This window comes from Pseudomonas sp. NCCP-436, from assembly GCF_019656335.1.
GTDB lineage: Bacteria > Pseudomonadota > Gammaproteobacteria > Pseudomonadales > Pseudomonadaceae > Aquipseudomonas.
In genome coordinates, this window is record NZ_BPLZ01000012.1 from 109,367 (window position 1) to 120,936 (window position 11,570).

Genomic DNA, 11,570 nt, shown 5'->3' on the forward strand with positions numbered 1-11,570 from the left:
TCCTCCAGGCGTCACGCAAAGAGATGTCGACTGGCCGACACGTCCGCGAGGCAGGCCGTCAGAAGCCTTCCCGCCCGCAGCCGACGCTCGCGCTTCCTGCCGCAACAAGCAAACGCCGCATCCGCGCGGCCACAACAGTGGAGAACAGGAACATGCCCACACTGCGTCATCTCGCCCTTTGTGTCGCCATCAGTGGCGGCCTTGTAGCCTCAACCGCCCAGGCCGCCGAAGAGCTGCGCCTGTACAACTGGGGCGACTACATCAACCCCGAAGTCCTGACCCGCTTTACCGCCGAGACCGGCATCAAGGTGTCGCTCGACACCTATGGCAGCAACGAAGAGATGCTGGCCAAGCTGCAGGCCGGCGCGCAAGGTTACGACATCGTTTTCCCCTCGGTGCATATGCACGACACCATGGCGGCCCTTGGACTGCTGGAGAAGACCGACATCAATCAGGATCCGGCCTTTACCAACATCGATCCGGCCTTCCTGCGCGCCAAGTCCGACCCCAAGGGTGAGTACTGCCTGCCCTACGCCTGGGGCACGGTGGGCATTTTCTACAACAAGAACAAGGTCTCCAAGCCGATCGAAAGCTGGGACGACTTCTTCGCCGAGGCCCAGGAGGGGAAGAAGGTCATCATGCTCGACGACATGCGCGAGACCCTCGGTGTCGGCCTGATCAAGGACGGCAAGTCGGTCAACAGCACCGAGCCAGCCGAACTCAAGCAGGCCGCCGACTGGCTGATCGAGCGCAAGCCGCTGATCTCCGCCTTCACCTACGACAGCGTGCCGATGGTGCAGTCCGGCGACGCCGCTGCCTCGCACTATTTCGTCGGCGCCATGATGTACGTGAAACAGGATCCGCAGAACCTCGCCTACGTTATCCCCAAGGAAGGCGCGACCATGTACCAGGAGGACATGTGCGTCCTCAAGAGCGCGCCGAACAAGGCCAACGCCAAGCGCTTCATGAGCTTCTTCCTGCAGCCGGAGATCGCCGCGCTGAACACCGCGCAGCAGATGAACGGCACGCCCAACAAGGAAGCCATCAAGCTGCTCCCGGCCGAGCTGCGCGACAACCCGCAGGTCAACCCGCCGGCCGAAGTAATGGCCAAGCTGCAGATCTTTGAAGATCTGGGCAAGGGTATGAGGCAGTACGACCGAGTGTGGACGCGTGTGCGTACCGCCAACTGAGGATGGGTTGTGCAGGCCTTTCCGGGCGCTGCACAGCCGGAGTTGTCAATGGTGAGCGAAGCCCTTCGGTTTCGCTCACCCTGCAAAGCCTGCTGCGCCCTATAGCTGGCGACCGGGCTCTCTGCCGGAGTCATCCATGAGTGTTATCAACCCTGCTGCATCCGTGGTCGAAATCCGCGGTGCGGTAAAGCACTACCGTGCCCCCGAGGGACACCTGGTGCGTGCCCTAGACGGCCTTGACCTGAGCGTTGGTGCCAACGAGTTCGTTACCCTGCTGGGGCCGTCCGGCTGCGGCAAGACCACTTTGCTGCGCACCATCAGCGGCTTTGAGCAACTGGACGACGGTGAGCTGCTGATTCAGGGCCGGCCGATGAACCGGGTGCCGCCGCATCTGCGTCCGGTGCATACGGTGTTCCAGAGCTATGCGCTGTTTCCGCACATGAGCATCGGCGACAACGTTGGCTACGCGCTGGATGTGCGCGGTGTCGGCAAGTCCGAGAAGCGTCAGCGTGTCGGCCAAGCGCTGGAACTGGTTGGTTTGGCCGGTATGGAGCGACGCAAGCCGGGGCAGCTCTCCGGTGGCCAGCAGCAGCGCGTGGCCCTGGCCCGTGCCATTGTCGATCGCCCGGCGCTGTTGCTGCTCGACGAGCCGCTGTCGGCGCTCGACCGCCAGCTGCGCCAGGCCATGCAGCGCGAGCTGAAGAATCTGCAGCACGAGCTGGGCATCGCCTTCGTCTTCGTCACTCATGACCAGGAAGAAGCGCTGACCATGAGTGACCGCATCGTCGTGCTCAATGGCGGCCATATCCAGCAGATCGGCGCTCCGGCGGATATCTATCACCGTCCGGCCAATGCCTTCGTCGCCGGTTTCATTGGTGAGAGCAACCTGTTCGAGGCGCGCGTCGTCGGCCTGCGCGACGGTATCACCGAACTGAGCGACAGTCAGGGCGACCTGCTACGGGTGCGCCATCCCGGCTTGGCGCTCGGACAGCAGGTGCAGTTGATGCTACGCCCCGAGCAGTTTCACCTGCAGTGCCCGGGTGAGGGTTTTGCTGCGTTGGAAGGGCAACTGGAGCAACTGCTGTTTATCGGCCGCGACTTCGAGCTGCTGCTGCGCACTCGCAATGGCCGCATGGTCAAGGCGGTGCTGCGCGATGCCGCGCAGCACGGGGTGCAGGGCCTGCGCCCGGGTGACAGTCTGCAGCTCTGGTACGGCCTGGAGGCTGCCCACCTGATTCCGGGAGGTGCCTGAGATGCTGCTGCGCGAGCGCCTGCGCCTGGTCGGCCTGCTGACCCCGGTGACCCTGATCATCGGTGTGTTCTTCCTTGCCCCGCTAAGCATCATGGCGGTCTACAGCCTGCTGGAGCCCGGCCTCTACGGCGGCGTCGAGTGGAACTTCTATCCGGACAACTTCGGCCGCGTACTGGGCTGGGCCGATGGCACCTACGAGGACTTCGACCCGGTCTATCTGGAAATCATCCTGCGTTCGTTCAAGCTTGCCGCGCTGACCGTGCTGGCGACCCTGCTGCTGTGCTATCCGGCGGCCTTCTGGGTGGCTCGCCAGCCGGAGCGGATGCGCAACTTCTGCCTGTTCCTGATCACCCTGCCGTTCTTCACCAGCCTGATCGTGCGTCTTTACGCCTGGCTGCTGATCCTGCGTCCCAGCGGCGTGATCAACACCACGCTGCTGGCGCTGGGTATCCACAATCCGGTCGAGTTGATCTACACCGAGACGGCGGTGCTGATCGGCATGACCTACATCTTTATCCCGTTCATGTTCATGCCCATTTACGCCAGCGTCGAGAAGCTCGACAAGCGGCTGCTGGAGGCCTCGGCGGATCTCGGCGCAAACCGCTGGCAGAGTTTCTGGCGGGTGATCTTTCCGCTAACCCTGCCGGGGATCGCCGCAGGCTCGATCATCGTGTTCATCCCCAGCCTGGGCAACTTCATCGTGCCCTCGCTACTGGGTGGCGCGCGCGTGCTGATGATCGGCAGCCTGGTTGAACAGCAGTTTCTCGCTGCGCGCAACTGGCCGTTCGGCGCCGCCCTGGCGATGCTGCTGATGGCCGCAGTACTGATCTGCCTGGTGCTCTACGTGCTGGCCCAGGGACGCAACAGCGCACAGGAGGCCAGCCGATGAATGCCTTGCTCGCCCGTATCGCCCGCCGCCTGCTGGGCGGTTACAGCCTGCTGTTTTTCGTTTTCCTCTACCTGCCGATCGGTCTGATCGTCGCCTATTCGTTCAACAGCAACCCGATCAACATGATGATCTGGGACGGCTTCAGTCTGGACTGGTACCGCTCGCTGCTGGGACTGTCCACCAGCCTCAACGAAAACGCGCTGTATATCGATTCCACGGATCAGCTACTGGCCGCGCTGCGCACCAGCCTGGTGGTGGCGCTGACCACCACGCTGATCTCCACCCTGATTGGTACGTTCACCGCGCTGGCACTGGCACGCTATCGCTTCCGTCTGCAGAAGTTCTACCGGGTGCTGCTGTTCATGCCGATGCTGATGCCGGACATCGTGCTTGGCATCGCCCTGCTGATCTTCTTCGTCGGTGTCGGCGTGCCGCTGGGCAAGCTGTCGATCATCATCGGTCACTGCACCTTCCTGATCAGTTACGTGTTCCTGATCGTCAGTGCGCGTCTGGCCGGCATGGACACTCGTCTGGAAGAGGCTTCGGCGGATCTGGGCGCCTCGCCCTGGACCACCTTCCGCCGCGTGACGCTGCCGCAGATCCTGCCCGGGGTGATCGGTGGTGCGCTGCTGGCGTTCATCATCTCGATGGACGATCTGGTGATCACCTACTTCATCGCCGGTGTCGACTCCACCACGCTGCCGGTCTTCATCTACGGCATGATCCGCCGCGGCATCAAGCCGGAGATCAATGCCATCGCCACGCTGCTGCTGATCGCTTCGCTGCTGATCGCCGCGCTTGGCCTGTACCTGCGCAACCGCAAGCCTGCCACCTCTCAGGATGATTCCCATGGCTAAACCCCGTGCCCGTGAACTTGGTCTGCCACTGCCCGGCACCCCCGGCCCGTACAACGCCATCACTGACGTGCCCGGCGTGCTGGTCGGCTACCGCACCCTCAATGGCGTGGCCGATAGTGGCCGGCGCATCCAGACCGGCGTCACCGCCATCCTGCCGCGTGGCCGCAACAGCGAGCCGCAACCTGTGTGGGCGGGCTTTCATGCGCTCAACGGCAACGGCGAGATGACCGGCACCCACTGGATCGAACACGGCGGCTACTTCGTCGGGCCGTTATGCATCACCAACTCGCACAGCGTCGGCATCGTCCACCATGCCGCCACGCGCTGGACCGTCCGCCAGTACGCCGACTTCTGGCAGCGCGAGCACCTCTGGGCTATGCCGGTAGTGGCCGAGACCTACGACGGGGTGATCAACGATATCAACGGTCAGCATGTAACCGAGGCCGACGCTCTGGCTGCTCTGGATGCAGCAACTGGCGGCGCCATTGCCGAAGGCAACGTCGGCGGCGGCAACGGCATGATCTGCTACGGCTACAAGGGCGGTACCGGCAGCGCCTCGCGGCTGGTCGAGATCGACGGCCAGACCTACACTCTCGGCGCCCTGGTGCAGGCCAACCACGGCCAGCGCGCCTGGCTCAAGGTCTGTGGTGTGCCGGTGGGCGAACGTCTGGAAGATGAATTGCCGTCCGGGCTGGAGCGCGAGCGCGGCTCGATCATCGTCATGCTCGCCACCGACGCGCCACTGCTTCCGCACCAGCTCAAGCGCCTGGCCCAGCGTGCCGGGCTCGGTATCGCCCTGGCCGGCACGCCCGGTGGCAACAACTCCGGGGACATCTTCCTGGCCTTCAGCGTGGCCAATCCGCGGCCACTGCCGCAGCTTTCGCCGACGAACTTGAATCTCGACTATCTCAATGACGAGTGCTTCGACGCCCTCTACCTGGCCGCCGTGCAGGCCACCGACGAGGCCGTGCTCAACGCCATGCTGGCCGCCGAGGATACACCGATGCAGAAGCCTGAAGGCATCTGCCGCGCCATCGACGGCCAGCGCCTGCGTCAGCTGGTAGTGGGCTGAGGCTGTCGGCTCAGTCGATCCGTCGCCAGACGCTGGCCAGCCAGGGCTGCTGGTCTCGCGGCAGACCGGCGGGGCGGTAGTAGTGTTCCAGTTCGATGAAGCCGGCGGCCGTGAGTCGGGTGCGCCAGCGTTCGAGGTCGTGGTAGCTGCCGTAGCGCGGCCCGTTCCAGCCCTCCTCGTTACTGCCGCGGGGGTTGGAACTGAACAGTACGCCGCGTGCCTTGAGGCTGTCGCGCAGTTGTCCGAGTACGCGCGGCAGTTCCTGATCCGGCACGTGGAACAGGCTGGCATTGGCGAAGATGCCGTCGAAATGCGCATCCGGCAGATCCAGCTCGAGAAAGCTCTGCTGCCATACCTGGCAGCCGCTGTCGGCCCGCGCCATGGCGACGAACTCGGCGCAGCCATCGAGACCGATGGCTTCGTGGCCGAGGCCGCTGAAGGTGCGCAGGTCACGCCCGGGGCCGCAGCCGAAATCGAGGATGCGCCAGGGTTTGTCACCCTCGATATGACGCAGCAGAGCGGCAATGTTCTGGCTCACGTCATGGTCGCGGGTGCCTTCGCGAAAGGCTGCGGCGCTGCCGGCGTAGTGGGCAAGAGTAAGAGAGCTGATCTGCGCGAGTTGCTTGGGGCTCAGGGGCATGGCACTGCTCCGGTGAAAAAACCATTAGACCTGCTTGCCGATGCAGGCGCCAGAGGCTCTACGACAGGCTTTTGAATATCTTTTCGGAGTTTGCCGGCAACGAGCGGTATGCCGTAGATTGCCTGGCTCGCCCTCCCGGTTCTGTCTGAGAGAACTGCCGTGCCCACTACTTCTATTTCCGTCTACCGGCTCCCCGGTTTTCTGCCGTTCCTGATTGCCCGGTTGCTGGCAGTGTTTGCCATGTATATCCAGGCCATAGTCGTTGCCTGGCAGGTCTATGACATTACCCGCGATCCGCTATCACTGGCTTACGTTGGTCTGGCGCAGTTCATCCCGATGCTGTTGTTGCTGATACCGGCCGGCGACCTGATCGACCGCTTCGACCGCAAGCGCATCCTCATGCTCAGTTGGCTGCTGGAAGCGCTGTGCGCCGCCGCTCTGCTGTGGCTCTCTCTGAGCAAGGCGCCGGTCGCCTGGTATTACGCAGTGCTGGTGCTGTACGGCTGCGGTCGAGCCTTCACCGGGCCTGCGCTGTCGAGTCTGCTGCCGCAGATCGTGCCTCCCGAACAATTGGCACCGGCACTTGCCGCCAACAGCATGCTTGTGCGCGGCGCGACCATTGCGGGGCCGGTGCTTGGTGGTGGCTTGTATGCCCTCGGTGGTGGCGGGCTGACCTACTCGGTCTGTCTGTTTGGTTTTCTCGCCGGGCTGTTGCTGCTGCCGTTGGTGCCGGTGCGCTATGCGGAGAAAATGCAGGCGCTGGAGGCCAGCACCTGGGCGCGCTTTACCGCCGGTATCCACTTCATTCGTAATCGCCCGATCATCCTTGGCACTATCTCGCTGGATCTGTTCGCGGTACTGCTTGGCGGTGTGGTGGCATTGCTGCCGATCTATGCCCAGGAGGTGCTGGAGGTCGGCCCGACCGGCCTTGGCCTGTTGCGCAGTGCCATGGCCATTGGCGAGGTCACGGTGGGTTTTTACCTGAGTATGAGACCCTTCAACCGTCATGTCGGGCTGGTGATGTTCGGTGCGGTGGCTCTGTTCGGCCTGGCCAACCTGGTATTTGCTCTGTCCAGCCTGTTCTGGCTGTCGTTTGCTGCGCTGATGGTGGCCGGTGGTGCGGATATGGTGAGCATGTACATTCGCTCGGCGCTGATTCAGTTCTCCACACCGGACGCCATGCGCGGTCGGGTCAATGCGGTGAACATGCTGTTCGTCGGCTCGTCCAATGAGCTTGGCGAGTTCCGTGCCGGCACCAGCGCTGCCTGGTTCGGTGTGGTGCCGGCGGCATTGCTCGGTTGTGCCTGCACCTTGCTGGTGACCGGCGGCTGGATGCTCGGTTTCAAGAGCTTGCGTCAGGTCGACCGCTTCGAGGATGCCTCGCCGGAAAAGGTCGTATGAGTTAACCCGGACGAAAGTCGGGCCGATTCCACCTAGGGCGGATGACGCTTTGCCATCCACCATCGGTGATCCCGGGGGCTCGCTATGCCGGGTTATAGAGGCAAGGTTTGTTGCAGGGGTTGGGGCAAGCTTCGCCTTGTCCATCCTGCTTGCTGGCGTCAGCCCAGCCGCAACAAGGGCCGCAGCCTTAGCCCGAAAACGATACCAAGCAGGCCGAACAGCGCGCCGCTGACCAGCGAATAGCTGAAGGCACGGCCTTCGTTGCTGCCGTCGGCCAGGTGCCAGGCGCCGGCGAGCAGGACGATGGTCAGCAGACCGGCCAGGGCGGCGGGCAGTGCTGTGCGAGGAGAGGTGATGCTGGCGGTCATGGCTTGTCCTTTCCGACCGGAATGACGAAGCGGCCCTGGCGTGGCGCGCAGGGCCGCTGTTCGAGTAGGGCGGATCACGTTGCATCGGTCCACCAAAACCGTGGATGAAAAAAACGTCATCCACCCTACGGGTCGTAATGCTCCAGGGCTTTTACTTGCCACCCCAGACGGTGCCGGCCACGTTCACCACCGGCACGCCCACGGCATTGCCGTACTCGGTCCAGGAACCGTCGTAGTTGCGCACGTCGTAGCCGAGGATCTTCTTCAGGGCGAACCAGGTGTGGCTGGAGCGCTCGCCGATGCGGCAGTAGGTGATGATCGGCTTGCTGCCGTCGACGCCCACCGCACCGTAGATCTTCTTCAGTTCATCGGCCGATTTGAAGGTCCCGTCGGCGGCTACCGCCTGACCCCAGGGCACGTTCACCGCGCCGGGTACGTGGCCGGCGCGCACGGCCAGCTCCTGCACGCCTTGCGGAGCGAAGACCTTGCCGTTGTATTCATCGGCCGAACGGATATCCACCAGCTGCACGTCGCTGCGTTTCTCGGCGGCGGCGACCACGTCAGGCAGGAACGCGCGCAGCTCCCTGTTGGCGGCCTTTACCGTGACGTTGCCGGCTTTCGGCGTGCTGGCGCGGCTATCCAGCTGGCGACCTTCGGCCTCCCACTTGGCGCGGCCGCCGTCGAGCAGCTTGACGTTGTCGACGCCGTACACGTCGAACACCCAGGCACCCCAGGCGGCGAACCAGTTGTTGTTGTCGCCATAGAGGATGGTGGTGCTGTCGTCATTCACTCCGGCCTTGCGCAGCAGTTGCTGGAAGGCTTCCTGGCTGGCGATGTCACGGCGTACCGGGTCGACCAGATCGCTGTGCCAGGCGAAGTTCACCGCACCGGGGATATGCCCGCGTTCGTAGACGCCGGGCACCACGCTGACCTCGATGATGCGCAGCTTGGGGTCCTGCAGGTTCTTTTCCAGCCAGTCGGTGCTGACCAGGTATTCGCTGGCAGCCTGGGCCGTTTGCAGCAGGGTAGCGGCGGCCAGCAGGCCGGCGCCGAGGAGGGTTTTGATCTTCATTGTTGTGACCTCGTGGTCGTTGACAGTTTTTGAGGCTAGAAGAGCGCCGCAAGGGCGAAATATCGATTCTTCCTATGCATATTCCCGGGGGCGTGACCTCCTTCCCTAGCCGTACAGCGACGGTTGCGGGCCCTGGCCGCTGAGCAGCCAGTTGCCCAGGTCGCGTACCTTGTAGTCGATCGGGTCGTGCAGGCTGTGCACGCGCACGTTGCGCCAGAAGCGGTCGAAGCCGTAGCGCGAGCTGGTGGCGCGGGCGCCCATGGCTTCGAAGATCTGGCTGGTGATCTCCAGCGCGGCGCGTACCGCCACGACTTTCGCCTCACTGATCGCCAGCGCCACCTCGGCGCGTTCGGCGGCGGTCAGTGCAGGCTTTTCCCAGGCGGCCTGCAGGCGCTGGGCGGCGTGCTCGGCCAGCGGCAGGGCAGCGCGGTAGCGCAGCCACAGCTCGCCATAGCGCTGCTGGATGAACGGATCGTCGCTGGCATTGGCCACGCCCGAAGCCGGCCACGGGCGGCTCTGCTCGCGGGTGTAGCGCAGTGCGGCATCCAGCGCGCCCTGGGCATTGCCCAGATAGAGCTGGGTAAGGATCAGCTGCGACAGGCAGGCACGCAGAGTGGTGCGCGGGCTGGGGCCGACCGGGCCGAGCAGCTCGCTGCTGTCGACGAATACCTGCTCGAACTGCACGGTGCCGCTGTCGGTCTGGCGCTGGCCGAAACCGTCCCAGTCGCTGTTCACCGCCAGGCCCTCGCGTTGAGTCGGCAGGACGATGAACACCCGGTCTTCCGGGTTCTTGCCACGCGGTGCGCTGATCACCAGCGCATCGGCTCCGAGCGCACCGGAGCAGAACGACTTGCTGCCGTTGAGCTCGTAATGTTCCTCGCGCGGGGTGAGCTTGAGGCCGGTGTCGCGGCCGTTGGTGGCGTTGCCCCAGAACCAGCGCTCCTGCACCGTGCGGGTCAGCCAGTGGCGCTGCTGCTCGGGGTTGCCGAACAGCAGGATGGTCGCCACCTGCAGGTGCTGGAAGGCGAACAGGTGGGCCAGCGAGCTGTCCACCGCCGCCAGGTAGCGCACGATGCGATAGATTTCCGGCCAGGCCACGCCCTGGCCGCCGTACTGCTGCGGCACGGCCAGGGTCAGCAGGCCGCTGTCGCGCAGCAGCTCGCGTTCGGCCTGGGCGCTGCCGCCAACGCGGTCACGCTCCACTGCGCTGGCCGCCAGACGCCGGGCCAGGCGTTCGACCTTGGCCGTGCGGTTGCCGAAATCCACGGGGAACAGGTGGGCGGCGAACAGTGGTTCGTCGCGCAGGCTGGGGTGCAGGCGGGCTTCGGCGTTCATTGCGGGCTCCAGATGCTCACGCCGCGGGCGTCCACCGAGGTCGGCAGCAGGCGGGCGCCGTAGAAGGCGTCGGCAATCTTCTGCTGCTCGGCGAGGCTGTCCGGTTGCACCAGGCGCACCTGGTAACTGCGCTTGGCGTTGGCCTGCTCGACGATGGCCGGGTCGAGGTTGCCCCACAGCGGGCCGAGAATCTCAGCTGCCTGGCGCGGATTGGCGCGCAGCCAGTCGCCGGTCTTCACCAGCTCGGTGAACACGGTCTGCAGCACTTGCGGGTGGCTCTTGGCGAACCTGGCGCTGGTCAGGTAGTAGCGCTGGTAGTCGGCCAGGCCCTTGCCGTCGGCGAGGATGCGGGTCGGCAACTGTTGCTGGGCACCGCTGAGGAAGGGTTCCCAGGTGACCCAGGCGTCCACCTTGCGGTTCTCGAAGGCGGCGCGGCCGTCGGCCGGGGTCAGGTAGGCCGGTTCGATATCGCTGAACTTCAGACCGGCCTTGTTCAGCGCGGCGATCAGCAGGTAGTGCACGCCGGCGGCCTTGGTCACGGCGATCTTCTTGCCCTTGAGGTCGGCCAGGTTTTTGATCGGCGAGTCCTCGCGCACGATGATCGCCTGGGCGCCGGGGGAGGGGGCCTCCTGGGCGAAGTAGGCGAGGTCGGCACCGGCAGCCTGGGCGAATACCGGCACGGTGTCGGCGACATCGGCGGACAGATCGATATTGCCCACGTTGAGCGCTTCCAGCAGCGGCTGGCCGTTGGGGAATTCGTGCCAGCTGACGCTGATGTCCTGATCGGCCAGCGCCTTTTCCAGCGTGCCCTGGCTCTTCAGCAGGCTGATCAGCGTGGAGGATTTCTGGTAGCCGATACGCAACTGGTCGGCGGCTTCGGCAATGGGGGCGAGCAGCAGGCCGAAGGCCAGGGATACGGCGTACAGGGTGCTGCGGCTGGCGTGATTCTTGGTCATGGCGGCTTCTCGATGCGGACGCGTGCCGGCCAAACCCAGAGGTCGGATCACGTGTCCTTCAGCAAATACAAATGAAAGAGTCCGGTGATCCGGTAAAGGCGAAGCTAGTCGATATAAAAAGAACTTGTTAAATAATTTTTTGGAATTAACTAAGGCCGGAATGGCCAATTGCCCAGTGGCGGGGCGTCACTTCTTATATTCTTTTTTGTTATTACAAGATTAGAAATAATTCTTTTTAGGGATTAAAGGCGTTTTGTAGAGTAGCCCCCAGCCGACAGCGGACAACCGCATCGGGCCCGAATCAGGGGTTCCAATGCCATGTGCCGACACTGTCGTGCCGAGCCCCTGTGCCGTGCCAACCGAACAGAACAATCGCACACACCGCGCACTGGAGCATCGAGCATGAAAAGAACCTCCCTGGCACTGGCTGTAGCCGCCAGCACCCTGGGCCTGAGCCAGGCAGCCGTTGCCGACTTCATCGGCGACAGCAAGGCCAGCCTGACCCTGCGCAACTTCTACTTCGACAACAACACCGTCA

11 protein-coding genes and 1 pseudogene are annotated in these 11,570 nt (G+C 64.0%); 7 read left to right on the plus strand and 5 right to left on the minus strand.

Features of this window, described 5'->3' with window-relative positions; translation table 11 throughout:
* Window positions 1-152 precede the first annotated feature (152 nt).
* The 5 genes from NCCP436_RS13330 to NCCP436_RS13350 all read left to right on the plus strand — a co-directional run bounded on the left by NCCP436_RS13330 (window position 153) and on the right by NCCP436_RS13350 (window position 5,260).
* A complete protein-coding gene (locus NCCP436_RS13330; RefSeq protein ID WP_220804483.1) occupies window positions 153-1,190 on the plus strand; it encodes a spermidine/putrescine ABC transporter substrate-binding protein in 1,038 nt (345 codons plus the stop codon).
* Between the two features lie 136 nt (window positions 1,191-1,326).
* Window positions 1,327-2,442, plus strand: coding sequence for an ABC transporter ATP-binding protein (locus NCCP436_RS13335; RefSeq protein WP_220804484.1), 1,116 nt, complete (start codon window positions 1,327-1,329; stop codon window positions 2,440-2,442).
* Window position 2,443: 1 nt separating this feature from the next.
* On the plus strand, window positions 2,444-3,331 hold the full coding sequence (locus NCCP436_RS13340; protein ID WP_220804485.1) for an ABC transporter permease: 888 nt from the start codon (window positions 2,444-2,446) through the stop codon (window positions 3,329-3,331).
* Entirely contained in the window at window positions 3,328-4,188 is an 861-nt protein-coding gene (locus tag NCCP436_RS13345) for an ABC transporter permease (protein WP_220804486.1), read from the plus strand. Before NCCP436_RS13340 ends, NCCP436_RS13345 begins: the two co-directional genes overlap by 4 nt.
* A complete protein-coding gene (locus NCCP436_RS13350) occupies window positions 4,181-5,260 on the plus strand; it encodes a P1 family peptidase (protein WP_220804487.1) in 1,080 nt (359 codons plus the stop codon). The genes NCCP436_RS13345 and NCCP436_RS13350 overlap by 8 nt, the downstream gene beginning before the upstream one ends.
* A gap of 10 nt (window positions 5,261-5,270) precedes the next feature.
* Here NCCP436_RS13350 and NCCP436_RS13355 read toward each other — a convergent pair whose 3' ends face one another.
* On the minus strand, window positions 5,271-5,900 hold the full coding sequence (locus tag NCCP436_RS13355) for a bifunctional 2-polyprenyl-6-hydroxyphenol methylase/3-demethylubiquinol 3-O-methyltransferase UbiG (protein ID WP_220804488.1): 630 nt from the start codon (window positions 5,898-5,900) through the stop codon (window positions 5,271-5,273).
* Window positions 5,901-6,059: 159 nt separating this feature from the next.
* Here NCCP436_RS13355 and NCCP436_RS13360 point away from each other — a divergent pair, with 159 nt between their 5' ends.
* Window positions 6,060-7,301, plus strand: coding sequence for an MFS transporter (locus tag NCCP436_RS13360; protein WP_259651492.1), 1,242 nt, complete (start codon window positions 6,060-6,062; stop codon window positions 7,299-7,301).
* Window positions 7,302-7,459: 158 nt separating this feature from the next.
* Here the strand turns inward: NCCP436_RS13360 and NCCP436_RS13365 are convergent, their stop codons facing one another.
* From NCCP436_RS13365 to NCCP436_RS13380, 4 genes are all read right to left on the minus strand, one after another.
* A complete protein-coding gene (locus NCCP436_RS13365) occupies window positions 7,460-7,669 on the minus strand; it encodes a hypothetical protein (protein WP_259651493.1) in 210 nt (69 codons plus the stop codon).
* Window positions 7,670-7,820: 151 nt separating this feature from the next.
* Window positions 7,821-8,741 carry a sulfurtransferase gene (locus tag NCCP436_RS13370; RefSeq protein ID WP_220804489.1) on the minus strand — a complete coding sequence of 307 codons (921 nt, stop codon included), beginning with the start codon at window positions 8,739-8,741 and terminating at the stop codon, window positions 7,821-7,823.
* Between the two features lie 105 nt (window positions 8,742-8,846).
* On the minus strand, window positions 8,847-10,076 hold the full coding sequence (locus NCCP436_RS13375) for an acyl-CoA dehydrogenase family protein (protein ID WP_220804490.1): 1,230 nt from the start codon (window positions 10,074-10,076) through the stop codon (window positions 8,847-8,849).
* Window positions 10,073-11,032 (minus strand): aliphatic sulfonate ABC transporter substrate-binding protein, encoded by a 960-nt coding sequence (locus NCCP436_RS13380; protein ID WP_220804491.1) that lies wholly within the window; start codon window positions 11,030-11,032, stop codon window positions 10,073-10,075. The genes NCCP436_RS13375 and NCCP436_RS13380 overlap by 4 nt, the downstream gene beginning before the upstream one ends.
* 402 nt (window positions 11,033-11,434) lie before the next feature.
* On the opposite strand from NCCP436_RS13380, the pseudogene NCCP436_RS17665 reads away from it, so the two are divergent.
* Window positions 11,435-11,570, plus strand: a pseudogene (locus NCCP436_RS17665) (OprD family porin); the annotation flags it as partial.

Coding starts and splice junctions, on each gene's coding strand:
- NCCP436_RS13330 (WP_220804483.1), top strand. CDS start 153: ATGCCCACACTGCGTCATCTCGCCCTTTGTGTCGCCATCAGTGGCGGC.
- NCCP436_RS13335 (WP_220804484.1), top strand. CDS start 1,327: ATGAGTGTTATCAACCCTGCTGCATCCGTGGTCGAAATCCGCGGTGCG.
- NCCP436_RS13340 (WP_220804485.1), top strand. CDS start 2,444: ATGCTGCTGCGCGAGCGCCTGCGCCTGGTCGGCCTGCTGACCCCGGTG.
- NCCP436_RS13345 (WP_220804486.1), top strand. CDS start 3,328: ATGAATGCCTTGCTCGCCCGTATCGCCCGCCGCCTGCTGGGCGGTTAC.
- NCCP436_RS13350 (WP_220804487.1), top strand. CDS start 4,181: ATGGCTAAACCCCGTGCCCGTGAACTTGGTCTGCCACTGCCCGGCACC.
- NCCP436_RS13355 (WP_220804488.1), bottom strand. CDS start 5,900: ATGCCCCTGAGCCCCAAGCAACTCGCGCAGATCAGCTCTCTTACTCTT.
- NCCP436_RS13365 (WP_259651493.1), bottom strand. CDS start 7,669: ATGACCGCCAGCATCACCTCTCCTCGCACAGCACTGCCCGCCGCCCTG.
- NCCP436_RS13370 (WP_220804489.1), bottom strand. CDS start 8,741: ATGAAGATCAAAACCCTCCTCGGCGCCGGCCTGCTGGCCGCCGCTACC.
- NCCP436_RS13375 (WP_220804490.1), bottom strand. CDS start 10,076: ATGAACGCCGAAGCCCGCCTGCACCCCAGCCTGCGCGACGAACCACTG.
- NCCP436_RS13380 (WP_220804491.1), bottom strand. CDS start 11,032: ATGACCAAGAATCACGCCAGCCGCAGCACCCTGTACGCCGTATCCCTG.